Source organism: Nitrospira sp. BLG_1, from assembly GCF_047338595.1.
Lineage (GTDB): Bacteria > Nitrospirota > Nitrospiria > Nitrospirales > Nitrospiraceae > Nitrospira_D.
Genome location: NZ_JBLFBO010000016.1, coordinates 30,126 through 57,058, shown reverse-complemented (window position 1 = coordinate 57,058; position 26,933 = coordinate 30,126). Strand labels below are relative to the sequence as shown.

The window sequence follows — 26,933 nt, the reverse complement described above, 5'->3', positions numbered from 1 at the left end:
AGTGAGGGGGCAGTATGCCCCAATGGTGTGTCTAAGGAAATCGTGGGGCGGAGGAGGATGGACGAAACTTTCCTCCAATCCCTCGTCCAGGTGCTTTCACAGGTCTCTGCTCGGTTAGCTAAATGAACCTGTACAGACGCCAATACCCTCTAGCCTACCCAAGCACCTTCCAAGAATGACCCAAAAGGGAGATACCCCATCACAATTCGTGGCAAAGATGGCGGCGAGAAAAATTGAGGCAGAGTCTCCTTAGTGTAGCAGTCGGTATAAGCGGGGGAAGAGCAAAGAGAAGGGCTAGACGTTCAAAGCAACTCTGGTCCTAGAGTGTGCCTTCCCCTTTGAGATACCTGCGAAAACGATCCATAAGTTCAGCTCCAAGCGTCCCTCCTTCAGGTTTTTTGGTTGTCGGATCGGCAAAGTGGCCGCGGATCTCCTGAAGGCGTTTCTCCGCCTGGTCATTGCCCTGCAGACGCTTGGTCTTCTTGATCGCGGTCTCAAAGGCATCGAAGGTCAACTCCTGATAGCCGAATGAGCGGATACGTTTGACCGCCTTCATCATCGCCTGATTTCGAAATGTCGTCAAATGGTCGGAATCGATCTCCCTCAACCCGAGCTTACGAGCCCTCCGCTCGGCGGCTTTTCTGATTCCACTTCGGACAAAGTCAGGAGATGTCTGAAGCCGTTTCCATGCGTCATCCGTCCAGCCGATTTTGGCCTGAGGAGTGTCCCATACATCGCGGAGCACTGATTCATCGATACGCGTCAGATGCTTCTCTCTGGCCAGATCTTCGGTGTCGCGTTTCAGCATATCCATCACGAAGTCTGCCGCGATGGGCGGGGACTCTTTGAGTTTGTCCTGGAGTAACGCCAACGCGTCCTCCGTCCACTCCATCGTCGGCTTCTCCTCTTCGCGGATATCACCGAGCGCCTCGACCTTTTCAAACAACTCGACGTTCACCTCGAGATGGCCTCGCTCCTTGGCGATTTCCTCCGTAATCTGTTTGATCATGGCCTGCATGAATTCCGGCACGGTGGCCAACCGCTCTTTTGCCGCAGCCGTCCATGGGAGCCGTCCTTGCTCCATCGCTTCAGCGGCAGCCGTCATGCCGGCTTCACCGCCCATTCCTCCCATCATCTGCCCCTTGAATCGTTCAAGAACCTCTTCGGTAATTTCTTCATACCCCAATTCCCGTGCTTTTTTTTCCGCTAACCGACGGACCATGCCCCGAAGAAAAATTGGCGCACGTTCCATGCGCTTGAGTGCGCCGTCGGTCCACCGGATATCCGTCGCTTGAAGGTGGGATGGATCTGACATCGATCTGAATCCTTATGAAAGCGCCACGTTGTTATTGATTCAGCAACTCTTTAATCTCTTTGCCGGCTTTAAAAAATGGGACCCGCTTAGCCGGAACTGCGACGGTCTCTCCGGTCTTGGGGTTCCGTCCTTCTTTCATCCGACGAGCACGCAAGCGAAAGCTCCCGAACCCTCTGATTTCCGTCTTGTCTCCATTTTTCAATGAGTCTCGCACGCAATCAAAAATCGTATTGACCACGACTTCGGCCTGCCGCTTGGTCAATGTGGTCACTTGCTCCGAGACTTTCTCGATAATTTGCGCTTTCGTCATATCTTCTTCCCTCCGCTTGATGATCACCACATATTTAAGGCACAGCTAAAATGCCATCAAGTATTTCAGGCTGACACCCGGCTGTATATCCAATTTAGGGAATATCATGCTCAGTTTCGAGTCCAGCATTTCACGGAGGGAAAAACGGCGGCGTGGTTCGACGACTTTCGGTTCCCCTTGGATCCCTACCACATCCGCAGCTAATTGAATGGCATCATCCAGGTCTCCGAGTTCATCCACCAGCTTGACGTCTTTGGCCTGACGACCGGTGAAGATGCGTCCATCCGCCAGAGCTTGTGCGGTTCGCAGCTCCAGCGACCGCCCTTCGGCCACCGCTTCAATAAATTGTCTATGGACGTCATCCATTACCCCTTGGAGCAACCCTCTTTCCTCAGCGCTCATCTTGCGAAGGGGAGATCCCACATCTTTAAACTTTCCGCTCTTGATGACGACCCCTTCCACTCCGATTTTCTGAAGCAACCCTTCCACATTGGCGGTTTCCATGATGACACCGATGCTTCCGGTCAAGGTCCCTGGATTCGCGACGATCCGATCCGTCGCTGCGGCGATATAATACCCCCCTGACGCCGCCACACTCCCCATCGAAGCAATCACCGCCTTGTTGGACTTATTCCGTACTCGCTTGACAGCATCGTAGATTTCCTGAGATGGCACCACGCCACCCCCTGGCGTATCAATCCGCAGGACGATCGCCTTGATGGAAGGGTTTTCGCTGAAACGCTTCAGTTCACTGACCGTCGTTTGGGAATCCATGATGACGCCTTCAACACGAATCAAGGCGATCCGATCCTCACTCGACAAATCGAGGTCAGGATAAAGGAGATTCATCAGCACCATCGCACCCACCCCTGCCGCAAAGAGCCACACGACTTTGCGAAGCAGATGGCGTTTGGGTGGGCGCACGTCCTGTGTCACATCATCCGCCATAGTATCAACCGGTCCGGTTCAGGAATCCCCTATTCTTGATCGTCGGCTTGCGCTCGCTTCCGGCTCTGCTTAACAGCCCGGCCAAGGCTCTGATCAATAGCGCCCTGCGACGAATGATAGTCGTCGACCTGCTTGCGCTCCCAATCGAGTTGATGATCGCGAAGGCTGAGTGCGATCTTGCGTTCCTCCCGATCGACTTTGATTATCTTCGCCGTCAGGTCTTCCTGCAACTTAAACTTTTCTTCCAGCTTCTGGGAAGAATCAAGACCGGATTCGCTGACATGGATCAACCCTTCCACACCACCGTCCAGTTCAACGAAAATCCCGAAATCGGCGACTTTCGACACCTTGCCAGTCACCGAATCGCCGACATGATACCGCGACGGGATGACCTCGTCCCACGGATCACGCGTCAGCTGCTTATAGCCAAGTGAGAGCCGTTCTTTTTCCTTGTCGATGCGCAGGACAATCGCCTCGACCTTTTGCGCTTTCTTGAAGAGTTCTGAAGGATGTTTGATATGCTTCGTCCAGGACATATCCGAAATATGGATCAGCCCATCAATCCCTTCTTCCAGTCCGACAAAGACGCCGAAATCCGTCAAGCTCTTTACTTTGCCTTCGATGCGGGTGCCGATCGGATATTTCCCCTCGATCATATCCCAAGGATTCGGGGCGGTTTGTTTCATGCCTAAAGAAATCTTCCGGCTCGCCGGATCCACATTAAGCACCGCCGCTTCGACTTGGTCGCCTACCGCCACAACCCGAGATGGATGCCGAACCTCATGTGTCCAAGACATCTCTGAGACGTGTACCAAGCCCTCTACACCTGGCTCGAGCTCTACAAATGCTCCGTAATCAGTCAAACTAACCACCCGACCACGGACTCTCGTCCCGATGGGATACTTGCCGGCGACATTGGTCCAGGGATCAGCACTCTTTTGTTTGAGACCCAGAGAAATACGTCCGGTCTCGCGATCGTACTTGAGTACCGTTACTTCCACTTTGTCACCAACCGTAAACAGTTCCGACGGGTGTCCGACTCGTCCCCACGACATATCCGTAATGTGGAGCAATCCATCGATCCCACCGAGGTCAATAAATGATCCGTAATCGGTGATGTTTTTCACGGTTCCCTGAATCAGCTGACCCTCCTTGAGATTCGCCAAGGTTGTCTGCCGTTTCTTATCGCGAGTTTCTTCCAGTAATACCCGTCGCGACACCACCACGTTCCCTCGCCGGTGGTTGATCTTGATGATCTTGAGTGGGAACGTCTTCCCAACGAGTCCGTCTAAATCACGCACCGGATGAAGATCGATCTGCGAGCCCGGCAGAAACGCTTTGACGCCGATGTCCACCATCATGCCGCCCTTGATGCGAGACACGATCTTGCCCTCGATACTCTTCTCGTCCTTGTACATCTTCTCGAGCTCTTCCCAAATCTTCATCTTGTCGGCTTTTTCTTTGGAGAGCACGAGATTGCCGTCTGCGTCTTCGCATTCTTCGATATAGACTTGGAGCCGATCGCCGATCTTGAGATTCGCCAAGTCGTCCGACGAGAACTGATCGTTCGGGATCATGCCTTCCGACTTGTACCCGATATCAACAATGACCTTGTCCTTGGTCAGAGCCACCACTCGCCCCTCGGTAATGGTGCCTTCTTCCAGGTTACGGAAGGTTTCTTCATACAACGCCGCTAAGGCATTGCGGTCTAACTGCGCGTCGCTACTGTTGGATACCGTACCCATATGAACATCCTACTCTTCCGACTCTCGTCGGGTGCTGATGGTGAAATCGCCGAGCTCACTCAGCGTTGTGAGCGTCGGCGGTCGACCTGTTCGGCGAATCGCTTGCCATATCGTCCTTCCTTGTTGGAACAGGAACTTCCCCCAAGGCTGCGATATGTTCGATCACCGTACGGCTGACCTTCTGATAAAACTGTTTTGTTTCGGCTCTTTCTTTCTGCTTCCCCGTATCAAATGTGATCGGAGCTCCAAGCCGCACAGTCACGGGACGGCATCGAGGCCAGGAAGCTCCTGGAGGCAGCACGTCGAAGGTCCCTCGCAAATACGCTGGAACTACCGGACACCCCGTCTGCGACACAATCACTCCGATACCGGCCTTAGGCTGTCGGAGGTGTCCATCCTGCGTACGCCCCCCCTCAGGGAAAATAACCACCACGTGACCGGCTCGGATCAGGTTAATGGCCTTCCCGAACGCCTCCCGATCCAGACGGCCCAGCTTCACCGGAATCCACCCGAGCGATTGCAACAGACCGCTCAACACCGGGATAGGAAACAAGTCGTGACGCCCCAAATACCAGGCCCTTCGATTCATCCCGCAACCAAGAAGCGGAATGTCGAGGTAACTTGCATGGTTGGCCGCAACCAGCATTCCTCCGGTGCGAGGAACCTGACCTTCAACACGGTACCGAAAACAGAGGCCGGCAACGCCTCGCGCCAGAACCCACAATAATCCGTAGACGATCCCGCTCACGACCCAGTCGACACAGCCATGATCATCTGCTCCACGACCTGATCGGGACTGAGAGTAGAGGTATCGATAAATCGCGCATCGACCGCAGGAACCAATGGATCGATCGAACGGGTACGATCTCGCTGATCTCGAGCCGACAGATCATGGGATGTCGTTTCAATCGAATCTCCTCGCCCTGCAGCGACCAACTCACGGTGCCGTCGTGCCACTCGAACATCAGCAGCGGCATCCAAGAAAAACTTGAACGAGGCTGCGGGAAAAACTTTGGTGCCGATGTCACGACCTTCCGCTACGACGGAGCCACCCTGGCCGATCTGTCGTTGGATCGGCAACAGCCATTCACGAACGGCCGGAATAGCGGACACAATAGAGGCAGCGGCAGTCACGTCGGGTGCACGCAGTTGTCCAGTCACGTCGCAGCCATCGACCAACACCTGCATCGCACCCTCGTGAAACTGCATATGAATCGAGGTGGTTGGCAAGAGGGTGGCCACGCGGGCATGGTCGGCAGGACGAATCCTCGACCGCAAGGTTTTCCATGCGACAGCCCGATAGAGTGCCCCGGTATCCAGATAGAGATACCCCAGCCGACTCGCCAGTAATTTGGCCACGGTGCTCTTTCCCACCCCAGCCGGCCCATCAATCGCAATAATCACTCATCCCTCGCCGAGTCAAACCGTCACACCGAATCGGTCAACAGCTCTGCCAACCTGCCTTCAAAATTTGGAAATGACGTCTCGATACAGCCGGTATCCGCAATCGTCATACTCTGCTCAGCCGTCAACCCACCAATGGCCAACGACATCGCCACGCGGTGGTCCCCATGACTCTGTGCGTTGCTGGCAGCCTGCAATCGGCCGTTTTCTCCCCCTCGACCTAAGCCGCGAATCACCATCCCATCCGGTCGCTCTTCGATCAGAGCTCCCATGGCCGTCAACTCTCGACTCATCGTCGCAATCCGATCACTCTCTTTGACCCGCAATTCTTCAGCACCGGAAATGACGGTATCTCCCTCCGCAACCGCAGCCGCCACGCACAGGATCGGAAATTCATCGATTGTTTTGGGGATAAGGTCATGACCAATCGTCACTCCCTTCAAGACGGCTGACTGCACACGAAGGTCTCCAACCGGCTCCCCGGCCGCCTCGCGTAAACCTAATACCTGAATATCGGCCCCCATCTTTCTCAGGATGTCGATAAGGCCCGTCCTGGTTTCATTCATCCCAACATTTCGAATGGTAATGTCGGATCCTGGGACGATCGTTGCGCCAACCAAAAAGAAAGCCGCTGCGGAGAAATCGCCGGGAATCGTCACGTCCACCCCTCGCCACCCAACCGATGGTCTCCCATCCAGGATCAACACTCCTTCTTTGCGTCTGAGAGGGATACCAAAGAACTGGAACATCCGCTCTGTATGGTCCCGTGACAACCGAGGCTCTCGATATCGAGTCTGACCTTGAGCAAAGAGGCCAGCGAGAAGAAGCGACGACTTAATCTGGGCGCTCGCCACGGATGATCGATAGTCGATTCCATGAAGACCTGCACCGGTAATCGCTAAGGGAGCCAGTTCTCCTCCCTTGCGGCCCGCAATGACTGCACCCATCTCGCGTAGCGGTTTGACCACTCGCCCCATGGGGCGTCGTCGGATCGATTCATCGCCGGTAAGGACGGAGAAGAAATCTTGACCAGCCAGCAGGCCAGCCAACAGCCGAATCCCTGTCCCCGAATTCCCGCAATCGATCGGTCCACTCGGCTCAGTCAAACCCCAGAACCCCTTTCCGCGGACGGTCAATTCGGTCGGCGTCTCCGTGATAGAAATCCCGAGGGCCTGACATGCTCTCATCGTGTTCAGGCAATCTTCACCGCGACAGTACCCGGCAATGATGCTCGTCCCTTCGGCCAACGCCGTGAGAATGATCGCCCGATGGGTGAGAGACTTATCGCCGGGAACAGTCGTGGTTCCCTTGAGTGGACGGCCTGGCCTGATGGTGAATGATCTCATGAGTGACGCACAGTCGAGCTCGCAAGTTTTTCGCGTTCGCCTTTTGCCCGGTCGAGTGCTTTTTCGATACCCGCCGCATCACCGGCCCTAATCAGCTGCTTCAATTCTTCCAAAGCTCGTGTGTACCGGTCGATATACGCCACCACATTCTCTCTGTTCCACAGAAAAATATCTCGCCACATTTCAGGAGAACTCGCGGCAATCCTCGTCGTATCCCGCAACCCCCCCCCGGAATGACCGGCAAGATCGAGAGACGGCAACGCCTGATCACGAAGTTCGGACAAGGCATTCATCAGGGCAAAAGCAGCCACATGCGGCAAGTGACTGACGGCACCAAGAATTTGGTCGTGGAGATGAGGGTCCATCGTCAAGATGATCGACCCGGCTTCTTCCCATAATTGCCTCACCCGCTCTAGAGCCGTAGCATTTGTCCGTTTCGTGGGAGTTAAAATACAACGCGCCCCTTTGAACAACTGATCGGTACCGGCGGCGACTCCTGTCTTTTCTTTTCCGGCGACTGGATGCGCTCCGACAAAATGCACGCCGTCTGGCATGGCAGCCTCCGACCGCTCGACCAGCGTCCCCTTCACACTTCCCACATCACTGACGATCGATCCGGGAGCGAGACAATGGGCCCATTCTTGAAGATGTCGCTCATACGTATCTACAGGCGTAGCCAAAACGACCAAATCCGCCCCACGCACGCCCTCTTGGGGGTCAGCCACATATCGATCGATTGCCCCCAACGCAACAGCGGTCTTGAGATTCTCCACTCGACGGCCGACACCGACCACGTGGTCGGCCAAGGCCTTCCTGCGGAGAATCATACCGAGCGATCCACCGATCAGCCCGACCCCGATAATGGCGACTTGTTTAAAATGGACCGGCATCGAGATGTTACAACTCTCTTCCCACGGCTTTCGCGATATTCTTCAGATCTCCCATCAGCGTCTTGAACTTCGACGGCTTGATCGATTCTTCGCCGTCACAGAGCGCGCATTCCGGATTTGAATGGACCTCAATGAGCAGCCCATCCGCGCCCGCCGCGACCGCCGCTTTCGACATCGGCGCCACGAGATCCCACTTGCCTGTGGCATGGCTGGGGTCCACGATAACCGGAAGATGAGAAAGTTCTTTCAATGTTGGAATGGCCGCCAGATCCAAGGTGTTCCGGTACTGCGTCTCGAACGTGCGGATGCCCCGTTCGCACAACATCACATTCTGATTGCCCCGTGACATGATGTACTCAGCCGACAGGAGAAACTCCTTGATCGTGGCCGACAACCCCCGCTTAAGCAACACGGGCTTGTCGTAGGCCCCGACTTCCTTCAGCAGCTCGAAGTTCTGCATGTTCCGAGCGCCGATCTGGATGATATCCGCCTTCTCTAAAAACAGCTCGATATCACGAGTATCCAAGATTTCACTGACCACCGGTAAACCCGTTTGTTTTCTCGCTTCAACGAGGTAGTCCAACCCTTCCCGCCCCAGTCCTTGAAACGAATAGGGAGACGTCCGTGGTTTATAGGCCCCACCACGCAAAATTGTCGCGCCTGAAGCTTTGACTTCATGGGCAATGCCAACCGTCAGCTCGAGTCGCTCCACCGCACAGGGACCAGCCATGATCGCGAGTTTCTTGGCGCCGATTTTGACACCCCCGACATCAATGATCGTCGGCTCCTTCTTAAACTCACGACTGACTAGTTTCCACGGAGCCAGGATGGGCAAGACGCTTTCGACACCGGGAAGGGCCGTCAACGGCTGATTGTGCAGAATACGATCGTCGCCGATGACCCCGATAATGGTGCGCTCCTGGCCCGTTGAGATTTGTGATTTGAGGCCAAGGTCCCTCAGTCGATCGATAATATGGTCGACCTCGCTCTCCGATGCCTCCGGTTTCAATACAATGATCATAGTTCCCTCTTACGACTCTTATCTGCGGCCGCCTAAGACCTTGCCGAGCGCCTGAAGGAAGGCGGTATTCTCGTCGGATCGGCCGATGGTGACACGCAGCATGGTCCCCTCGATATGCCTCGCAATAATGCCTTCTCGCAGGAGTGCGTCAAACACTCCACGTCCATCCTGTTTGGCGTCAAAGTAGAGAAAGTTGGTTTCCGTCGGAATCGGTACGAGTCCGAGTGCTCGCAGCCCTTGCCCCACCTGCTCGATCCCGGCGGCGTTGACCGCCCGGCTCTTCGCCACATGATCGTCATCGGCCAGGGCAGCCAGCGCGGCTTTCTGGGCAAGGCTATTGGCATTGAATGGAGGCCGAACCCGATTCAAGTAATCGATGACTTCTGGAGTACTGATACCATACCCAATTCGCAATCCGGCCAGCCCATAAATCTTCGAGAAAGTCCTCAGGACAATCGCGCTCCGCCCCTGTTTCACATAGCCCAGCGCATCTGGAAACTGAGGATGGCGGACATACTCGTAATATGCTTCGTCGAACACCACAATCACATCGTCCGGCACTCGTGCCATAAAGCGTTCGACCGCGTCCGCCGACACCATCGTCCCGGTGGGGTTATTGGGATTACAGAGAAACAGCAACCGCGTTCGCGGCGTAATCGCCTGAACCATTGACTCAAGGTCGTGAGTCCAGTTGACGAGAGGAACGATCACCGGCCTTCCGTGAACGGCCGTGACCTCCATCTTGTAGATCACGAAGGTGTGATCCGCCATCACGGCTTCATCGCCAGGAGCCAAAAATGTTCTGGCGAGCAAGCCGATGATCTCATCGGACCCGTTTCCGAGGATGACCTGTTCTTGAGTCACTTTCCAGCGATCGGCAAGCGCCCGGCGCAGTTGATAGGCACCTCCATCAGGATAGCGATGGAGCGTATCCTGTGCTCCACTAAGAGCCTCTATGGCTTTTGGTGAAGGTCCCAGGGGATTCTCGTTGGAGGCAAGCTTGATGACGCGAGTCAAGCCGAGCTCCCGCTGGAGCTCATCAATCGGCTTCCCGGGGACGTACGGACTGAGGGATCGGATATCAGGATGGACCTGGAGTGGCATAATTTAGTTATGTGCCGGGTAGGAGCCCAAGATCTTCATAAAGAGACAGCGGGCCTTCACTTCCTCCACGGCCTTGTTGACTCGATCATCATTGATATGTCCTTCGACATCCACAAAGAAAATATACTCCCAGGCTTTCCGCTGGGAGGGACGTGATTCGATCTTGGTCATGCTGATGCCATAGGAAGCGAACGGACGAAGCAAATCGTAGAGAGCTCCGACTTTATCCTTCACCGACAGCATCAACGACGTCTTATCTTTCCCCGTCTGTTCGGAAGGTTTTTGAGACAGCACCAGGAAACGGGTGAAGTTATTCAGGTTGTCTTCGATCCGGGCCTTGATCACTTTCAGGCCATAGAGCTGACCAGCCAACTCCGACGCAATGGCGGCAGAGGCCTGATCATCGACGCACATCTCGGCGGCCCGGGCCGTGCTCGCCACCTCCACCGTAGGAACGTGGGGGAGATTGGTCTCAAGCCAGTTCCTGCACTGAGCCAGGGCATGCGGATGCGACTGAATTTTCTTCACATCTTCCATGAGGCCTGATTTGGACAGCAAATGATGAGAGACTTCTTGAAGAATTTCTCCATAGATCCGCAAGTTAGAATCGATAAACATGTCGAGCGTATGATTGACCACACCTTCCGTCGTGTTCTCGATCGGCACTACGCCGAAATTAGCTCGGCCTCGCTCCACTTCGCTGAAGACCTCTTTAATGCTCTGGACCGGCACATACTGGACGGATGAGCCGAATTTCTGCATGCAGGCCATATGGGTAAAGGTTGCCCTCGGTCCTAGATAGGCGACCTTCTGGGGAGCCTCAAGCGACAGCGACGCTGACATGATTTCCCGATAGACAGAGCGAATGGCCTCGCTGGGGAATGGACCGGTATTGAGTCTGGTGAGCCGTTGGATGATCTCAGCCTCCCGGCCAGCGGTATGGAGGTTGGCATCCGCATCCTTCTCTTTCTTCAATCGCCCGATTTCAATGACACTCTTTGAACGTTCGTTCAGAAGCCGAATGATCTCATCATCGATCCTATCGATTTCCTTACGATATTCTGGCATGTCCTTGGGCATACGGCGTCTCGTTTCAAGCACCCGTTCACAGGAGGGCTTCCTCATCCCGTTGAGGGACGGGGATCGTTGAGACAAGTGGGGAATTCTACAGGATCGGCGGAAACTATTGCAAGAACAGCTGATGCCCACGGAAAGCACGCGCTTAGAGTCGCGCGTGCCCGGCTTACATCAGCAAATGCGACGGTCGCTTGAAATGGTCGTACGCCAACTTCGTGACCTGACGGCCGCGCCCTGTACGGTCCAAGAAACCTGCCTGAATGAGATAGGGTTCGTACACATCCTCGATCGTGCCCTTATCCTCTTGAACAGCAGCCGCTAAGGACTCCACTCCAACCGGCCCCCCGTTGAACTTCTCGATAATGGTGAGGAGGACTTTGCGGTCCATGTCGTCGAACCCGGCCTCGTCGATCCCCAGCCACGCCAGCCCCTCCTGCGCGACCTCTTTAGTGATACGGCCATCAGCCTTAATTTGGGCATAATCCCTGATACGCTTGATAAGCCGATTGACGATCCGCGGGGTTCCTCTCGCACGCCGCGAGATTTCTGCTGCACCGGCCCGATCAATGCCGACCCCCAGGACACCTGCCGACCTCACCACAATGGCCTCCAGCTCGGAAGGCTCGTAAAACTCCAGCCGATAGACCAATCCGAAGCGATCACGGAGGGGAGAGGTGAGGGAGCCAGCCCTCGTCGTGGCTCCCACCAGTGTAAACCGTGGAAGATCGAGTTTCACGGTTCTGGTAGCTGGTCCTTGTCCAACCACCAAATCCAGTTGGAAGTCCTCCATAGCTGGATAGAGCGCCTCCTCCACAGAAGCAGGGAGGCGATGAATTTCATCGATGAATAACACATCATGTTCTTGAAGATTGGTCAGAACGGCTGCAAGGTCGCCGGCATGAGCAAGCACCAACCCCGAGGTTGACCGCAACGCCGCTCCCATTTCCCGCGCAATGATGTGCGCAATGGTTGTTTTACCGAGACCGGGCGGGCCGTAAAAAATGGCGTGGTCAAGCGATTCTCCCCGCTGCCGAGCCGCTTCGATACAAATCCGAAGCGACTCCTTCATCTTCTCCTGACCGACATACTCCTCAAGCGTCTGGGGACGTAAGACATTCTCCAGTCCTCGCTCCTCCTCCTCTGCATGATTGGTGACAAGCCGTTCAGTCATAGCCGAGCATCGGCACTTACTTATGATCTGGCACCTGTTGGTACAGTGGAGGCGGCGGAATCGCTCCCTGGCCAGGTTTTGCCGTATCGCCACAATCCGGAGGACATGCCTTGTATCCTTGAGTGGCGTCCGGGAACGTGGTCTCCATTTTTCGCAGTTGGCACTGAGTCAGCCGTCCCCCATCATTGGTTCCACAACGCGCAGGAACCGAGGAGCTCCCGATTTCCGCATACCCCTCAGGACAAGCTCCACAGACTCCCAGCATGTTCGCGCCAAGTGGCACGCATTGCACGAGCGTCCCTTCCTGATCTTTACAGATATCCTGAGATTGAGTGACGCCGGTCGTTGCATAGCCGTCCGGACATTTCCCGCAAGTCATCCTGATCGTTTTCGGCTCCGATGATTCTTCCGCAAGGCTCACGGATGAAGAAAGAAGAGTAAACGAAGTCCCTATCATCGCACCGTACAAGATGAGCCTGGCCGTAGTCCTCGTACAAGATGGCATCATCGTTACCCCCTTGCTAGCTCCTTGAGCCCTTCTCGAATCAGTTCCTTTAGTGCCAGCGAGCCTGATGCGGCTTTTGTCACCCGCTTTAAGGCTTCTTTGGCATCTTGAGCACGGTAGCCCAAGTGTACCAGAGCGGATAACGCATCCTCGAAGAGATCATCGAATTCCGCAGGCTCTGCCGCAGGAGAACGGGGGTGGATACCTTGAATCTTACCGACCTTATCTTTGAGTTCGAGCGCGAGACGCCCGGCCGACTTCTTGCCGATCCCCGGAACAGTCTCCAGCTTCTCGGTATCCGCAGCCTGAATGGCATGAACCAAATCGGTAACCGATAAACTCGACAACACACTGAGCGCCAATTTTGGGCCGATTCCGGAGACGCTGGTCAACAGCAAAAACGCCTCCTTCTCGCTCTGGGAGAGAAAGCCGAACAGCTGGATCGCATCCTCCCGGAGATGCGTATGAATATGCAGTGCCGTACTGTCGTCGAGGTTTGGAAGCGAGTAGTAGGTACTGAGGGGAATATGAACTTCGTACCCGACCCCCTGCACATCGATCGTCAGATGGGTCGGGGCTTTGACTGCTAACCGCCCCGTGAGAAAGGCGATCATCTCGTCTCGTTATCCCAAGACAAGTGCCAGGCAAGAGCCACCGGAGGATCAGCCCGCCGCCGTCGCGGCCACTTTTTCCATGACGTCATCCGGAATATCGAAGTTTGCGTGAACCTTTTGCACATCGTCGTGCTCATCCAGAATTTCCATCAATTTCAGCATCTGTTCGGCCGACTTTTCTTCGAGGCTGATGGTATTCTGGGGCACATACGTGATTTCTGCCAGTGTCGTCTCAACTTTTGCGTCGGCCAACGCTTTCTTGACGGCTTCGAATTCTTGTGGTCCGGTGATGATTTCAATCGATTTATCACCGGTTTTCACGTCTTCTGCTCCGGCATCGAGGGCCAAGGAGAGCAAAGTATCCTCATCGACCTTCCCCGCCTCGATCGTCAGGAGCCCCTTCTTGTGAAACTGCCATGCGACGGCACCGGCCTCAGCCATGTTGCCATGATTCTTGGTCAACAGACTCCGGATCTCCGCCACTGTTCGATTCCGATTATCGCTCGTAATGTCCAAGAGCAGCGCGGTTCCTCCAGGCCCATAGCCCTCCAACGCAAACTCCTCGTAGGTCACGCCTGGCAGCTCCCCGGTGCCGCGCTGAATCGCTTTCTTTAAGGTATCGCCTGGCATGTTGGCTTCCTTCGCCTTGGCAATGGCCAGACGAAGCCGTGGGTTCCCGTCCGGATCTCCCCCTGAACGGGCAGCGATCGTCACCTCACGAATAATTCTGGTAAAGATCTTTCCACGCTTGGCGTCCTGAGCCCCCTTGTGGCGCTTAATCGTTGCCCAATGGCTATGTCCACCCATGTGTGTCCTCCTCTATCCAGCCATACCCTCTCGGCCGGTTAGAGATGTGTGATAGAGCACGAATGACCTGTGAATGGTTAGAGGTAGCACAGGCCTCAGAAAGGTGTCAAATCTCACCGGTCTCTGAAGACGAGCGATTGGGTGCTCTCCTGAATAGACGCGCAGCAAGCGGAGGGGTAGAAGAGAGGGTTGCTGCAGAGGACCGCATTGCATTGCGGCTACTCAAAATACACAAGCAGTTGAAGACCGATGACGACCACACAAGTCGCCCACGCCACTTCCCATCTTTTCATTGTCTGCTCCGAGGTATGGGATGCCCATGCCATCATGGCACTCGAGACCGCCGCACCAATCCCGATAATGCCAAGAAAGGCATGGTGCAACTCGATGATGTGATTCGCCGGATGATTCCCGTGCGAGTGGGCAAAGAGCAGCAGGGTACCCAAAAATCCGAGGATAAGCAAGGGGACTGCCCACCCGGGATGCCTCGCCCAACCGATCCGACGCAGAGTCTCACTTACTGCGGCGACACTCGAAAATACTCCGTAGAATTTATGCTGGAGAATTTCAAGATCCTGCCCGGAGAAGGTCTGTGCGAACGTGAGTGCCCCGATCGGCCAGGCCTCATGGTCGCTCCAGATCACAAGATACGTCCCAAGGACTCCAAGCGCGCATGGGAGTACCAGACGGGTCCAGACAGGTACCTGATACCGCAACGCATGTCCTAACTCCGCCAGACCAAACAGCAGGACAGCCAATCCGGCAAGCCGATGGTTAAACTCTGAATAGGCTACCCCTTGGGCCGATCCTTCCCATTTAGCGCCAGCCGGTTCACGATGCGTGCTGTGGCTTTGGTTGGCTGGAGCGGGAACTACCAGGAGTTCCGATGAGAGTTGGGCAGAAATATTGCCGCCCAAGGAGGAGAGCGCAACCGTCAACAGCAGGACAGACAGTTGAGGAACCCACCACTTCATGCTATCGAACCGTCGACCGAATGACTGCACATAGCGGAAAGGCCTATCCAGACGGCCAGGATAGGCCTTTCACTTCCCAAGAGAACGAAACCGTTCTTACATGAACTTCATGAACTTGTCTTTGGCGTCATCCATCACCTGTGCCGTGATGGTCGCAAGCCCACGTTCCTTGGCCATCCGCTCCACCTCTTTGCGCGCCATGGGACGGATGAAGTCAGGAATATTCTCCAAGCGCTGCTCGGCTTCTCGTGACCAGGTCATCCCTTCAGGAGAATAATTCTTGGAATCATCCATCACTTGCAGCGAGATCGTCGTCACCCCCTGCTTGCGCGCATAGCCCTCGACGCTCGCTTGCACCATTGGTTTCACGAATGCGGGAAGCCGCTCGAGTTTCTCCTTGGCATCAGCAGTCCACGTGAACTCGGAAGCTCCGTTTGCCGGCTTACCGGAGTTGGTCAGGCCCATTTCCGCAACCATTGCGGAGAAGGGACAGCCACTCGCTTTCTCAGGAGCCTTCGCAGGCGCCGCCGCCGTGGCAGCCATGGCTGGGGCAGAAGAATTCGGCTTTGGAGCCTTAGCCCCCTGGCCATTTCCCGCGAGTGTGCGAAGCCCTTCCATGGAGGCCGCTGGTTCTGACTTTGCTCCGAGTTTCAGCCCCAGAGAATTCATCATGTTTGTTTCACCGGCATTGGTCACCATCGAGAATTTGGCATTACAAGACGGACAGGCAAAGAAAACTCCAAGGGAACCCTCCTGCGGCTTTTCGACCTTCTCCAGACTCATATAGGTTTCACAGTTCAGACAGACGAATTTCATACAAACTCCTGTTCTCTCCGCCGAAGTAGTTCTTTATGGCGTGTCGAGCCCATGATCAATAAGAAACTTACGCTATCACAAGGGTTTTGGGGGAGTCAAACCGGCTGAGGATGGAGAAGCAAGAGGCGAGGTACTGACTTACTTCGGAAATTGAGACGGACTTGTGACTTAATGTTGCACTGGTGTTTTGACCCTGTACAGTGTTGTTCTCATCTCAGCCCAGCATGCCTTGGTTTCCGGAGTAGAACCTAATCTCAGAATTGGAAATCTTGCCTCAGATACGCATCCTCGGAGGGGAGCAAGAGATCAGCATACACATTTCCAACCAGATCTGGTCTGTGGCAAGACAAGCAGCTGCCTGACCTGGGATCAGCAACCTTAGAAATCGTGTTTTGTGATTTTTCGATGGAGTTCAAACCGAGGGCGCCTCCGGCGTTGTCGTTGTGGACTCATCGTTTCCGAGCCACTGCTTATACTTTCTGTAGTGTTCGAGCTGCGCACTGCGCACCCAGTTTTCTCGTTGGATACGCCCGCCGAAGTTGGGCAAGAGGAACTCGAACTTATCGATGTCCGCCTGACTCCAGGTCGCCACCTGGCTGAACCAAAAGACGCCTCGTTTGTGGAGAAACCGTTCTAACGCCGGCCCGACCCCGTGGATCTGTTTGAGATCATCAGGCGACTCCTCCACCGCTTGTCCCTTATCCGACGGCTCACCGGCTCCGGCATGGTTGAGGCTCCCCTCCTGTTCACTCACCGGGGCGAGCCGTACATCCCCATTCGCTTCTGCAAGAATCCCATTCCGCTTCTCAGCGACCTTCTCCACGGTCTGTGAAGGTGTGGTGTAGGGCTGCGCTGTCTGCATCGGACGATCCAGGTTTTCACGTGGAGGCTCGCCGCCTCCGAGCCACTGCTTGTACTTTTTATAGTGCTCGACCTGCGCGCTGCGCACCCAGTTTTCTCGTTGAATGCGGCCCCCAAAGTTGGGCAAGAGGAACTCGAACTTGTCGATGTCGGCCTGGCTCCAGGTCGCCACCTGGTGAAACCAGAAGACGCTCCGTTTATGAAGAAATCGTTCTAACGCCGGCCCGACCCCGCGGATCTGTTTGAGATCATCAGACGACTCCTCCACCGCTTGTCCCTTATCCGATACCTCGCCGGCATCGTCGCCATCTGCCCTGTGTTCACTCGTCTGAATGACCGGCAATCCCCTATGCCTTTCTGTAGAATTCTCGCTCTGCGTTTCAACCCCCTTCTCCCCGGCCTGCACAGACGACTCCCAAAGCTCTACGATTTTCGCACGAAGCTCGGCAATCTCGGCCACCTCGCCTTCCAACGCCTTGATCCGCGCCAGATGCTCCGGATTGTCGACTGGCCCCGCCCCGTTTATTTCAATGGGAGGCTCGCTCTGCTTCTCATCTGCCATCCCCCCAGCCTGTCCCAACGCGTGCTGGAGCCCAGCAATCTGCGCACGAAGCTCGGCGATCTCGGCCACCCCGGCCTCTAACGCCGTGATCCGCGCCAGAGGTTCCGGACTGTCGACCGGTAGTTCTCCGTTCTGCCCAGTGAGAGACTCAATGTTCTTCTCGGCGACCTTCTCTCCAATGTGCACGGACGTGGCTTGGAGCTCAGCAATCTGCGCGCGAAGATCGTCAATGACAGCCACTTCGCCTTCTAACGCCTTGATCCGGTCCAGGTGCTCCGGAGCATCAATGGGCACCACCACCCGCCCTTCACTACCCCTTTCCTCGGCCTGTGCAGAAGCAGTTTGGAGTTGAATGATCTGCCCAAGTAAGCGAAGGATCAGAGCGACTTCGCTTTCCAACGCCTTAATTCTGGACAGATGCTCCGGATTGTCGATCGGCCGATCGACGACCTTCTCCACGGTCTTTTCAATCGGCACCTCCACCCGCTTCTCAATGATCTTCTCAACCGGCACTTCAACCTGTTTGATCACCACCCGTTCGACCGGCACCTCCACTCGCTTCTCCACCGTTCGCACCTCCGGCGGTTGATTGGCGAGCTTGGTGAGCATGGTGACCTTGCTCGTGAGCCGTTCCACCTCCCGACGCCTGTCATCCATCACTGAGCCCAGCACCAGTCCCTTGATCCCCCACCCGAGGCATCCAGCTCCCACCACCGTCCCGAGCCAGCATGTCCAGTGCGGTGACATCATGGCCCCTCCCCCTTGGTCCCAATTGAGAATTCGATCTGCTGGTGTGGCTCACGCGCCTCATCGGTCGAACCGTCAGTGATCGGTCGTGATGCTCCATATCCTGTGGCAATCAGACGATCGGCAACAATCCCTTTTGAGATCAGATACTCGACGACGGCCTTAGCCCGCTGTTCCGAAAGCAACCGATTCGCGTGCTCCGGTCCGACGCCGTCTGTATGGCCGGCAACTTCAAAGACACTTGTGGGATCTTCTTGTAAAATCGCGGCCACGCTATTCAGGACAACTTTTCCCTCTGGGACCAGCAGGGCGCTGTTCATTCGAAACATCATCGCAGTCCCCATCAGCAGCGCGTCGATCTTTTTTTTCAGCACAGCGGCCGTGGAGACCGACGGCACTGGTGGCGGCGATGACGGCGGCTCAATAAGCCTCTGGACCGGCGGAGGAGTTTCAGACGGGTTCTGCGATGCAACCGGAGGAGGTGACGTCACCGCCCCTTTACCACAGAAGAAGAATGTCGCACCAAGGATGAATACCCCGAGGAATACCAAGAACGGGTCTTTACCCTGCATGACTGTCACTTTAGCCTAAGGAGAATAAATGAGCGCGTCACAACAGAATAGTGGTATTAGGAAGGGCCGTCAAGAGGTCGGTCTTGTCCCATCGTCTGACAGGCAGGAAACTCGCGTCCTGGCAGTGCCCCACGGACTATGGATTGATGCCACGTCCTGTTTCGCATAGCCTGATGAGGATGCCCACAGCCTTCCCCCGTTGTCGAGGGAATGAACGCCCGACGTCAGTTCCTCCAGCGTTTCAATTCTTCAACAATACGCGCCGCGCGCGATGTCGAAATCTGTAGCAGGCCTGCAAGGCCAACATCTGTATTCAGTTGCGGTTTGTCTACTGTCTTGCCTGTGTGGGAAGCAATGGCACAATCGCCACGAGTCGATGACCAACATGGTCGATTATGTCGGGTGCCGCTGCTCTAAATAGAATATTGAAAGACCGGCTTGGCGCCAATGGCCTGAGCCAAGACACCTCGACGTTTCAATTCATCCAAGATTCGGGCAGTGGCTGCATCAAAGTCCGTGGGACCCGTCAGGACAACATCCGTATTGGGTGGCGGCTCCTCCGCGGTCTTGCTCATGTGGACTGCAATGACCGGCGCAGGATGGACGAGGGTCCTGATGGCTTCCGAGGCTTCGCGATAGGCCAGCCCAAAGGGATTCGTCGTCGAGACGACAATGAGGCCGGTGTCGATGAGGAGCCTTGCCACTTCGCCGTAGCGACGGGCCATTTCAGTCGTTTGGCCCCGCTCTTCTTCGCTGAGATCCGCATCCAGACCGCGGCGCAGGTTTTCCCCGTCCAGCAAGTAGGCATGACGTCCGTCCGCCACGAGACGGCCTTCAAGCTTTCTCGCCAAGAATGATTTCCCCGTGTGTCGACCTCCGGTAATCAGGACGATCGCCGCTCGATGGCCGTATTGCTGTGCCCGATCCTCAACGGTGACTTCACCCTTCACCCAGGCAAAATCGCGACGCCTAGCCTCTTCGCGGAGAAACTCCTGATCGTCATGGACAAGTTCAGTGATGATGCCGCCGCCTGCGATATCGTACTCGTCGACGAGAACAAACCGGCCGGTGGCCTCAAATGACGCCGACAGGTCGAAGGCAACCGGGGCCTTGGTGCGCAAGGTCAATTCGGCCACTTGATTCTTCCCGACACTGTTACTGCCCTGCTGCTGTGCGAGGTCCATTGTATCGATGATTCTGTGAATCGAGGCCACCTCGCAGTCCACTTCCTTCGTGGCGACGCGCAACAGATACTTGCGGCCTTTTTCCAACGGCTTCTTCCCCAACCAAAACAGATTGGCCCGGAATGCTGTCGAGACCGACGGCAGATGCTCTTGATGTGAGGCAATCTCACCTCGCTCCACGAAAATCTGCTCATCGAGTGTGATGCCGATCGATTGACCGGCCTGGCCTTCAGTCGGCTGTGGCTCGATATTGAAGGCCTCCACCGTTCTAATATTCGCCCGCTTGTTGGATGGCGAGAACACGAGATGATCGCCTACCTTAAGCCGCCCTGCTGTAATTCGACCGGTGATGATCCGCCGAGCATCGAACTTATAGACATCCTGGACAGATAGTCGCAGAGGTTGCTCGGAACGAGCGGTTTCCTTTTGAAACGCGCTGAGTGTGTCTAGCACGGTAGGACCGCTGTACCAGGACATCGCGTGGCTACGGTTCGCGATATTGTCCCCGAGCTTGGCACTCACCGGAATGAACTGTGCCGGCACCGCTTTGAATTGCCCTAAAAACTCTCGGTATTCTTTTTCAATCCCGTCGAACACATCCTGCCGATAGCCGACCAGGTCCATCTTATTCACCACCACGGCAAACTGGCGGACCCCCAGCAGCGACAGAAGATATCCATGCTTCTTGGATTGCTCCTTGACCCCTTCCAACGCATCGATCAACAGCAAGGCTGCCTCAGCACGAGCTGCCCCGGAAATCATGTTCTTCAGAAACTCTTTGTGCCCCGGGGCATCGATAATGATGTACTGCCTGCCCTTCCACATAAAAAACGTACGGGCCGTGTCGATCGTAATCCCCTGCTCCTGTTCCTCAAGGAAGGCATCGAAGAGAAACGCGTACTCGAATTCCTTCCCCTGCTGCTTGCAGATAGCCTGAACCTTTTCTAGCTTCCCATCGGGGAGAGAACCGGTGTCGGCATAGAGCCGCCCCAGCAAGGTAGACTTTCCATGATCCACATGGCCGACAATGACGATGTTCAAATTTTCAGATGGTTTTGTCACATTGACTTGCATGCGTGCTCACTCGTGAATGGTTGATGGGCGATGGTTCACGATCAATGAAGAACTACGCTGTTTTTCATCTCTCACTCATTAACCATTCACCCTTCTGTCTACATATAGCCATCTTTGCGCAGGAGCTCCATGCCCCGTCCTTCGTCCTGCGCTCGGCCTGATCGCTCAGCCACGGTCGTATGTCGTAACTCCTCGATAATGTCATCCACGGTCTTGGCCGTTGATTTAATCGGGGTCGTACAGGGCGCGCAACCCAGACTGCGATAGCGTGTCCCGTCGCCCTTATCGAGATAGAGGTCGATGAACGGAATGTTTTCGAGTTTGATGTACTCCCAAATATTGATTTCCGTCCAATCCAAGAGAGGATGAATCCGGATATGGGTGCCTGGCGGAAAGGTGGTCTTGTATTGATCCCAGAGCTCGGGCGGCTGATCTCGAAAATCCCAATCGCCGTGTTTATCCCGAGGAGAGAAATAGCGTTCCTTAGCTCTCGTCCCTTCCTCATCGGCCCTGACCCCAAGAATGACCCCGGTATATCCTTTGTTCTCTAAGAGTTGCTTGAGGCCGTTCGTCTTCAGCGCGGTGCAACAGACCACACGGCCTAGGGTGTGGTTCATGCCGGCCGCCAAGGCTTCTTTATTTTGGCCGACGACCAAGTCTAATCGCCACTCTCGCGCCAGACGATCGCGATACTCGATCATCGCCGGAATTTTATAGCTGGTATCGACATGGAGCAGTGGGAACGGCACATGCCCAAAGAAGGCCTTGCGGGCCAACCACAGCAGCACGGTGGAATCCTTGCCCATCGACCAGAGCATGGCGAGATTGTTGAAATGCTTGTAGGCTTCTCGCAGGATGTAGACGCTTTGATCTTCCAATTGACGAAGGTGTTTCATGACCTCTGTTCTTTCCGGTTCTTGTTCTACGCTGCCACCGACTGTTTGATGAGATCCTCGAGCTTGCGAGCCGCAGCGCCTCCTTCAATCGCGGCGCGAGCGGCTGGGAAGCAAGCGGCAAGCGATACCCCTTTCCCCGCGGCATACAGCAACATTGCCGCATTCATCAGCACCCAATCTTTTTGACCGCCCTGCACTCGACCCTCAAGTATCCGACGTAGGAGATCTGCTTCCTTCTCACGCTGGTCCGGTGGAAATCCAGCCATCTCGCGGGATGGGGCCAATGCCAAACCAAAATCCTTTGGCGCCACACCGATCGGCGTGATCCGCTCGTCGCGCAATTCCAATACTCTGGTTGCCATTGAGGCCGACAACTCCGGATCACCCTCGACTCCCCGCACGACCAACGCATGGGGGCACCCAAGGATGCGCAAGGCTTCGGCCGTCTTTTCAAAGTGAGGCGGATGCGACAAACCCACGACCTGCACCTTCGCCCGAGCCGGATTCAGTAGTCTGGCGATTGGATGGAACACGTTCCTGACCCCAAGTGTCTGGCGCATTTCAAGAAATCGGTAGACCGGTGGGTGGTAGAGGCCGATGTCCAAATAGGCGAAGCCGCTGCGGTTCACCTCCTCGGCAACCTGCTTGGGTTCAGCATCCACCCGGATCCCCAATGCCTTTAATACCCCGGCTGCGCCAGGCCGTGCAGGGATTCCATCGTAGCCGTGCATCAAGACGGTTGCCCCGGCTGCTGTCGCCACGATCGAGGCCGCGACAATTGCATGAAAGGTATCCTGCTTCCCGGCATAGGTCGGCACATCCACGACAGCCACCCCACGCGAGACAGCCAACGGCGGCACATATTGTCGAGCCGCCGCCGTCAATCCCGCCAACTCGGTGACGGACTCCATTTTGAATCGCATGGCGATGAGGAAGGCTCCGACCTGCGCGGGGCTGGCTTCACCTTCCACCAACGCCTTCATCGCTTGCTTGCACTCATCCCAGGTGAGGTCTTTGGATGCTTTGGGGCCCTTGGCAACTTTTGCGAGAATTTCGTGAAATGGCATAATTACGACTTGTGAAGCCCGCATTCGGTTTTGGCGCTACCCTGCCAGCGGCCCGATCGAGGATCTTGCCCCGGCATCACCGGTTTGGTGCAATGGGTACAGCCAATGCTGGGGTAATTCTGATCATGCAGCGGGTTGTAGGGAACTTCGTAAATCTTGATGTAGGTCCAGACATCGGTCCAGCTCCATCGCACCAGTGGATTGACCTTGACCAAGCGAAATTTCTGGTCCCGCTCGATTAAACCGGCATCCGCCCGGGACGGGGCTTGATCTCTCCTGATTCCGGTGATCCAGGCATCGTACCCTTGCAGCACACGAGTCAACGGCTCAACCTTTCTCAATTGGCAACACTGATCTGGATTGCTGGTCCAGAGAGCGTCGCCATAGGACGCTGCTTGTTTCTGCGGCGTCAACAATGACTTCACTTGGATCACTTGCGCCGGCTTCAACTGATACCTTTCGATGATGCGATCTCTCGTCGCATAGGTTTCCGGAAACAAGAAATCGGTATCGAGATAGAACAATGGGATATCGGGGTTCATGCGATGCACCATATCGACGAGGACCACATCTTCAGCCCCAAAGCTACAGGCCAACACAATCCGTGGATGGTACGTCTCAATGGCGTAGGCCAACACATCTTGCGGCGATTTCGCCTCGAAGGAATCACTGAGCGTCTTGAAATCAGCACTCACCCCTAGCCCTCAACCTTCTCGACCAGAATCCGATAATGCGACGCGTCCGCCTCCAAAGCCTCTTGGATCAATACCTTATGCCCATCATTCTTGAGACTCATCGGCACATTCTTGATCGGTTCGCCCGCATCCAACCAGACTTCCAGCTTCTCCCCCGCGTCCATCATTTCAAGCTTCAGCTTGGTCTTCACATAGTTCATCGGGCAAGCGACGCCGCGCAGATCGTAGACCGGGGCTCCGGTCGAAGCTGGAGCAACCGGTTGAACGTCAACGGGAACAGGTGCGGGCGCGGACGGCAGCTGCTCTTCCTTCACAGCTGCCAGCTTAAGATCCTTGCCCATCTGGTCCGTGGCGGCACGGCAGGCCTCGACAAAGCCCTTGGCAAACGTCATCTTCTCGCGCGCCGATTCAGGCGAGGTTTCTTTGGGACCGAGATCGCCGACCTTCTTGGTGAGGTCTCGATAGATGGATGGCACGATCCCCTTCTGGGCAATCCGGCTGTTGAATTCGGTGAAGGTTTCGGAATCCGTCGATGGTTCCAATCCCTCCGTCACAAGCAACGCCTTCGCCGCCGCCAACACCGCGCGATACGATTTGTTGACCGACACGGAATACTGATGCTTCTCGACCAAGAGTTTCGCTTGATAGAGTTCTTGATCCGCCTCCAAAATACCGTTTTCGATCATCTCCAGTGCGCCGCCGGCACATTCGCCCGGGCCGAGATCCTCCAAAATAAACTCGTCCTCCCCTTCCCAGTCATAGTAGAAGGTCGAATCTTCTTCGTACGAGGGAACGATCGTGTAAGGAATCAACTCGTCCTTCAGCTTGGCCTTCCCCTTACGGGCAATGAACTTCGTGAGGCTTTCATTCGCCTGACGATCACGCCGATACACGTCGATCAAATGAGAAAGCGCTGCCGGGACCGCTTTCGCCGGCAACTTCACGATCATCTGTCCGATCGTCGCCGTGCCGCTGACCGACCCACCGAGGTGCAGCTCATAGTGCGGTGCGACATGTTCACCGATACGCTTCCCGACGCCATGCAGCCCGATCGTGGAGATGTGGTGCTGCGCGCAGGAGTTATGGCACCCACTGATTTTGATATCCACACCGGTCAACTCTTCCGGTACCCGCCCGGCAGGAAACACCTCGGCTAGCGCTCGCGCCAAACCTTTTGATGAGGTGATACCCAGCCCACAGGTATCGGTTCCGGGACAGGCGATGATGTCTTCGACGAGTTCAGCGCCGGGATCAGCCAACCCGTGAGAGGCCAAATCCTCATAGAGAGACGAGAGCCGATCAGCGGGAATCCACCGGATTACCAGGTTCTGATTGATCGTGGTGCGAAGATTCCCGTTGGAATACCGTTCAGCCAGATCCGCGACAAACAACAGTTGCTGGGAAGTGATATCGCCCATAAAGAGCTTGATTGCTGCCGTCACATACCCATCCTGCTTTTGCCGGACGACGTTGGTCCGCCTCCACATGTCACATGGGGTCTCGTGGCCGATCGGATGGGTTCCGTTTCCGTTCCCGTTTCCATTGGACATCCCGTTGCGAGTCGGCATGATGAGTGCCGGAGGGGTGTCCTGATAGGGCAATAAGGCAATCGCGCCCTTGTTCGGAAGGGCATGCCCCATTGCGGTATAGGCGGCCTCCCATCGGCGCTTGAATTCCTCGAAGCCCAGCTTGTCGATCACAAATTTCATGCGGGCCTTGTTTCGGTTTTTCCGATTACCGAGGGTATCGAATACCTTAATGACGGCTTCGATACTGGGAATCAGCTCCTCCATCGGGGTGAACTCTCGGAGCAACTGGGCAATCCGCGGTGTGGAACCCAACCCTCCACCCGCAACCATGCGAAATCCGATGACTCCGTCCGCACGCTTGACTGCCAACAAACCGATGTCGTGAATCGGCGTGAGGGCACAGTCGTGCGCGCAACCGGAAAACGCAATCTTAAACTTGCGCGGTAGGCTTTGATTCAAGGGATTCCGCAGCAGGTGATAGGCGACCGTCTTTGCATACGGGGTCACATCGAACACTTCGCCTTGGCACACCCCGGCCAGGTGGCAGGCCGTCACATTTCGTACCGTATTTGCACAAGCCTCGCGAGTGGTCAGGCCGACTTCAGCAAGACCCCGCATGATAGTCGGCACATCTTTCAGCTCAACAAAGTGCATCTGAATGTCTTGTCTGGTGGTGACATGACCGACACCCGTCGCATAGCGGTCTGCCAGTTCCGCCACGCGGCGGAGCTGGTTCGCAGTAATTCCCCCGAACGGAATCTTGATCCGCACCATCTGGACCCCAGGCTGACGCTGACCATAAATGCCGTACTGTAATCGGAACGGCTTGAATAGGTCCGTGGAGATGTCTCCGGCCAATGTCCGCATGGCTTCGGTTTCAAAGGTCTCTATTTCTTCCAGAATGGCGGAAGGAATCGGGTGTGTCTCAATATGGGGGATGGCAAGAGATGCAGTGTCATTCATGGGTCACTCCTTAGTCACCTGGAAGAAGAAGCCTTTTCCATCAGATATGGTACATGGGGCTACGTTGCGCATCCGCGAGCCGCTGGCGCGCCGCCAACTGTTCAATCGTGATACTCTCGAGAACTTTCCGCTCGGCCTGTTGAAGTTGTTCGCACACATCGCCCAGAAGGAGATCAGATTTTCCCATATGGCGAGGTCGAGGCAGCGGATTGACGCCCGACCGATGAAAGACCGGCCCTTCAAGAGATTCAAATATCTCGGCAAGCGAAAGGTCTTCCGGTTTTCGAGACAACAGATACCCGCCCTGTGCTCCACGTTGGCTTTCAACCAATCCGGCATTCTTCATGGTATGAAGCACCTGTTCAAGAAAACGAAGAGGAATGCCCTGGCGCCTTGAGACAGCCTTGGCTTGAATCGGAGCGTCTTTCGCATGGATGGCCAGATCAATGGCTGCCAGGATTCCATAGCTCACACGCTTGGACATTTTCATTCTTTACAATTCCTGTAGGAATTAGAGCGCCACACTCTACCTGCCCGATCGTGAACCTGTCAAGATCGACTTGCCCGCATCAGCTCCGCGAACTACTGGCACTCTAAGTATTTTCACCTTTGCGTCCTGTTTTATTGCCGCCTCCCGATTCCAAGTCTCCATCGATCTCCAACTCTTTGTAGACGTGATCCTTTTCCACACATCACGCCTCACTGAAAGCTGTCCGGCAGAAGGCCCTGGCCGAAA

General features: G+C 55.5%; 25 protein-coding genes. All 25 read right to left on the bottom strand.

What is annotated here, in order from left to right; all coding sequences use genetic code 11:
• Positions 1-319 precede the first annotated feature (319 nt).
• Entirely contained in the window at positions 320-1,315 is a 996-nt protein-coding gene (locus ACMTNU_RS13180; RefSeq protein WP_413935720.1) for a PCP reductase family protein, read from the bottom strand.
• Positions 1,316-1,346: 31 nt separating this feature from the next.
• A complete protein-coding gene (locus tag ACMTNU_RS13175; RefSeq protein ID WP_086425704.1) occupies positions 1,347-1,625 on the bottom strand; it encodes an HU family DNA-binding protein in 279 nt (92 codons plus the stop codon).
• Between the two features lie 45 nt (positions 1,626-1,670).
• A complete protein-coding gene (gene sppA / locus ACMTNU_RS13170; protein WP_413935719.1) occupies positions 1,671-2,573 on the bottom strand; it encodes a signal peptide peptidase SppA in 903 nt (300 codons plus the stop codon).
• 29 nt (positions 2,574-2,602) lie between these two features.
• Entirely contained in the window at positions 2,603-4,318 is a 1,716-nt protein-coding gene (locus tag ACMTNU_RS13165) for a 30S ribosomal protein S1 (protein ID WP_413935718.1), read from the bottom strand.
• Positions 4,319-4,373: 55 nt separating this feature from the next.
• Entirely contained in the window at positions 4,374-5,066 is a 693-nt protein-coding gene (locus ACMTNU_RS13160; protein ID WP_413935717.1) for a lysophospholipid acyltransferase family protein, read from the bottom strand.
• Positions 5,063-5,722 (bottom strand): (d)CMP kinase, encoded by a 660-nt coding sequence (gene cmk, locus ACMTNU_RS13155; protein ID WP_413935716.1) that lies wholly within the window; start codon positions 5,720-5,722, stop codon positions 5,063-5,065. Before cmk ends, ACMTNU_RS13160 begins: the two co-directional genes overlap by 4 nt.
• 23 nt (positions 5,723-5,745) lie before the next feature.
• Positions 5,746-7,068: a 3-phosphoshikimate 1-carboxyvinyltransferase gene (aroA, locus tag ACMTNU_RS13150; protein ID WP_413935715.1), complete on the bottom strand. Its 1,323-nt coding sequence runs from the start codon at positions 7,066-7,068 to the stop codon at positions 5,746-5,748.
• Positions 7,065-7,958 (bottom strand): prephenate dehydrogenase, encoded by an 894-nt coding sequence (locus ACMTNU_RS13145; protein WP_413935714.1) that lies wholly within the window; start codon positions 7,956-7,958, stop codon positions 7,065-7,067. Before ACMTNU_RS13145 ends, aroA begins: the two co-directional genes overlap by 4 nt.
• 7 nt (positions 7,959-7,965) lie before the next feature.
• Positions 7,966-8,979: a 3-deoxy-7-phosphoheptulonate synthase gene (aroF, locus tag ACMTNU_RS13140; protein WP_090745677.1), complete on the bottom strand. Its 1,014-nt coding sequence runs from the start codon at positions 8,977-8,979 to the stop codon at positions 7,966-7,968.
• An 18-nt stretch (positions 8,980-8,997) separates the two neighbouring features.
• The gene (gene hisC / locus ACMTNU_RS13135) at positions 8,998-10,083 is read right to left on the bottom strand and encodes a histidinol-phosphate transaminase (RefSeq protein ID WP_413935713.1); all 1,086 of its coding nucleotides are present in this window, start codon (positions 10,081-10,083) and stop codon (positions 8,998-9,000) included.
• Between the two features lie 3 nt (positions 10,084-10,086).
• Positions 10,087-11,163, bottom strand: a complete 1,077-nt coding sequence (gene pheA / locus ACMTNU_RS13130) for a prephenate dehydratase (protein WP_413935712.1) — start codon at positions 11,161-11,163, stop codon at positions 10,087-10,089.
• Positions 11,164-11,326: 163 nt separating this feature from the next.
• A complete protein-coding gene (gene ruvB, locus ACMTNU_RS13125; protein WP_413935711.1) occupies positions 11,327-12,331 on the bottom strand; it encodes a Holliday junction branch migration DNA helicase RuvB in 1,005 nt (334 codons plus the stop codon).
• Between the two features lie 16 nt (positions 12,332-12,347).
• Complete coding sequence (locus tag ACMTNU_RS13120) at positions 12,348-12,839, bottom strand: hypothetical protein (protein WP_413935709.1); 492 nt, start codon at positions 12,837-12,839, stop codon at positions 12,348-12,350.
• 2 nt (positions 12,840-12,841) lie between these two features.
• Positions 12,842-13,450 carry a Holliday junction branch migration protein RuvA gene (ruvA, locus tag ACMTNU_RS13115; protein ID WP_413935708.1) on the bottom strand — a complete coding sequence of 203 codons (609 nt, stop codon included), beginning with the start codon at positions 13,448-13,450 and terminating at the stop codon, positions 12,842-12,844.
• Positions 13,451-13,498: 48 nt separating this feature from the next.
• On the bottom strand, positions 13,499-14,257 hold the full coding sequence (locus tag ACMTNU_RS13110) for a YebC/PmpR family DNA-binding transcriptional regulator (protein ID WP_413935707.1): 759 nt from the start codon (positions 14,255-14,257) through the stop codon (positions 13,499-13,501).
• 218 nt (positions 14,258-14,475) lie between these two features.
• Positions 14,476-15,231: a hypothetical protein gene (locus ACMTNU_RS13105; protein ID WP_413935706.1), complete on the bottom strand. Its 756-nt coding sequence runs from the start codon at positions 15,229-15,231 to the stop codon at positions 14,476-14,478.
• Positions 15,232-15,327: 96 nt separating this feature from the next.
• Complete coding sequence (locus ACMTNU_RS13100) at positions 15,328-16,047, bottom strand: PCP reductase family protein (protein WP_413935705.1); 720 nt, start codon at positions 16,045-16,047, stop codon at positions 15,328-15,330.
• Between the two features lie 412 nt (positions 16,048-16,459).
• Entirely contained in the window at positions 16,460-18,220 is a 1,761-nt protein-coding gene (locus ACMTNU_RS13095) for a hypothetical protein (protein ID WP_413935704.1), read from the bottom strand.
• A complete protein-coding gene (locus ACMTNU_RS13090) occupies positions 18,217-18,789 on the bottom strand; it encodes an OmpA family protein (protein ID WP_413935703.1) in 573 nt (190 codons plus the stop codon). The genes ACMTNU_RS13095 and ACMTNU_RS13090 overlap by 4 nt, the downstream gene beginning before the upstream one ends.
• A gap of 413 nt (positions 18,790-19,202) precedes the next feature.
• Positions 19,203-21,047, bottom strand: a complete 1,845-nt coding sequence (locus ACMTNU_RS13085) for a GTP-binding protein (RefSeq protein ID WP_413935702.1) — start codon at positions 21,045-21,047, stop codon at positions 19,203-19,205.
• Between the two features lie 98 nt (positions 21,048-21,145).
• Positions 21,146-21,943, bottom strand: coding sequence for a sulfate adenylyltransferase subunit CysD (gene cysD / locus ACMTNU_RS13080; protein WP_413935701.1), 798 nt, complete (start codon positions 21,941-21,943; stop codon positions 21,146-21,148).
• Positions 21,944-21,969: 26 nt separating this feature from the next.
• Positions 21,970-23,010 (bottom strand): anthranilate phosphoribosyltransferase, encoded by a 1,041-nt coding sequence (gene trpD, locus ACMTNU_RS13075; RefSeq protein ID WP_413935700.1) that lies wholly within the window; start codon positions 23,008-23,010, stop codon positions 21,970-21,972.
• A 2-nt stretch (positions 23,011-23,012) separates the two neighbouring features.
• The gene (locus tag ACMTNU_RS13070) at positions 23,013-23,705 is read right to left on the bottom strand and encodes a phosphoadenylyl-sulfate reductase (RefSeq protein ID WP_413935699.1); all 693 of its coding nucleotides are present in this window, start codon (positions 23,703-23,705) and stop codon (positions 23,013-23,015) included.
• Positions 23,706-23,707: 2 nt separating this feature from the next.
• On the bottom strand, positions 23,708-26,197 hold the full coding sequence (locus ACMTNU_RS13065) for a sulfurtransferase TusA family protein (protein ID WP_413935698.1): 2,490 nt from the start codon (positions 26,195-26,197) through the stop codon (positions 23,708-23,710).
• A 40-nt stretch (positions 26,198-26,237) separates the two neighbouring features.
• Entirely contained in the window at positions 26,238-26,687 is a 450-nt protein-coding gene (locus tag ACMTNU_RS13060) for an RrF2 family transcriptional regulator (protein ID WP_413935697.1), read from the bottom strand.
• Positions 26,688-26,933 lie beyond the last annotated feature (246 nt).

What these genes read in the sequence shown, in the direction of transcription:
- ACMTNU_RS13180 (WP_413935720.1), bottom strand. Translation starts at nt 1,315, where the DNA reads ATGTCAGATCCATCCCACCTTCAAGCGACGGATATCCGGTGGACCGAC.
- ACMTNU_RS13175 (WP_086425704.1), bottom strand. Translation starts at nt 1,625, where the DNA reads ATGACGAAAGCGCAAATTATCGAGAAAGTCTCGGAGCAAGTGACCACA.
- sppA (WP_413935719.1), bottom strand. Translation starts at nt 2,573, where the DNA reads ATGGCGGATGATGTGACACAGGACGTGCGCCCACCCAAACGCCATCTG.
- ACMTNU_RS13165 (WP_413935718.1), bottom strand. Translation starts at nt 4,318, where the DNA reads ATGGGTACGGTATCCAACAGTAGCGACGCGCAGTTAGACCGCAATGCC.
- aroA (WP_413935715.1), bottom strand. Translation starts at nt 7,068, where the DNA reads ATGAGATCATTCACCATCAGGCCAGGCCGTCCACTCAAGGGAACCACG.
- ACMTNU_RS13145 (WP_413935714.1), bottom strand. Translation starts at nt 7,958, where the DNA reads ATGCCGGTCCATTTTAAACAAGTCGCCATTATCGGGGTCGGGCTGATC.
- aroF (WP_090745677.1), bottom strand. Translation starts at nt 8,979, where the DNA reads ATGATCATTGTATTGAAACCGGAGGCATCGGAGAGCGAGGTCGACCAT.
- hisC (WP_413935713.1), bottom strand. Translation starts at nt 10,083, where the DNA reads ATGCCACTCCAGGTCCATCCTGATATCCGATCCCTCAGTCCGTACGTC.
- pheA (WP_413935712.1), bottom strand. Translation starts at nt 11,163, where the DNA reads ATGCCCAAGGACATGCCAGAATATCGTAAGGAAATCGATAGGATCGAT.
- ruvB (WP_413935711.1), bottom strand. Translation starts at nt 12,331, where the DNA reads ATGACTGAACGGCTTGTCACCAATCATGCAGAGGAGGAGGAGCGAGGA.
- ACMTNU_RS13120 (WP_413935709.1), bottom strand. Translation starts at nt 12,839, where the DNA reads ATGATGCCATCTTGTACGAGGACTACGGCCAGGCTCATCTTGTACGGT.
- ruvA (WP_413935708.1), bottom strand. Translation starts at nt 13,450, where the DNA reads ATGATCGCCTTTCTCACGGGGCGGTTAGCAGTCAAAGCCCCGACCCAT.
- ACMTNU_RS13110 (WP_413935707.1), bottom strand. Translation starts at nt 14,257, where the DNA reads ATGGGTGGACATAGCCATTGGGCAACGATTAAGCGCCACAAGGGGGCT.
- ACMTNU_RS13105 (WP_413935706.1), bottom strand. Translation starts at nt 15,231, where the DNA reads ATGAAGTGGTGGGTTCCTCAACTGTCTGTCCTGCTGTTGACGGTTGCG.
- ACMTNU_RS13100 (WP_413935705.1), bottom strand. Translation starts at nt 16,047, where the DNA reads ATGAAATTCGTCTGTCTGAACTGTGAAACCTATATGAGTCTGGAGAAG.
- ACMTNU_RS13095 (WP_413935704.1), bottom strand. Translation starts at nt 18,220, where the DNA reads ATGATGTCACCGCACTGGACATGCTGGCTCGGGACGGTGGTGGGAGCT.
- ACMTNU_RS13090 (WP_413935703.1), bottom strand. Translation starts at nt 18,789, where the DNA reads ATGCAGGGTAAAGACCCGTTCTTGGTATTCCTCGGGGTATTCATCCTT.
- ACMTNU_RS13085 (WP_413935702.1), bottom strand. Translation starts at nt 21,047, where the DNA reads ATGCAAGTCAATGTGACAAAACCATCTGAAAATTTGAACATCGTCATT.
- cysD (WP_413935701.1), bottom strand. Translation starts at nt 21,943, where the DNA reads ATGAAACACCTTCGTCAATTGGAAGATCAAAGCGTCTACATCCTGCGA.
- trpD (WP_413935700.1), bottom strand. Translation starts at nt 23,010, where the DNA reads ATGCCATTTCACGAAATTCTCGCAAAAGTTGCCAAGGGCCCCAAAGCA.
- ACMTNU_RS13065 (WP_413935698.1), bottom strand. Translation starts at nt 26,197, where the DNA reads ATGAATGACACTGCATCTCTTGCCATCCCCCATATTGAGACACACCCG.
- ACMTNU_RS13060 (WP_413935697.1), bottom strand. Translation starts at nt 26,687, where the DNA reads ATGAAAATGTCCAAGCGTGTGAGCTATGGAATCCTGGCAGCCATTGAT.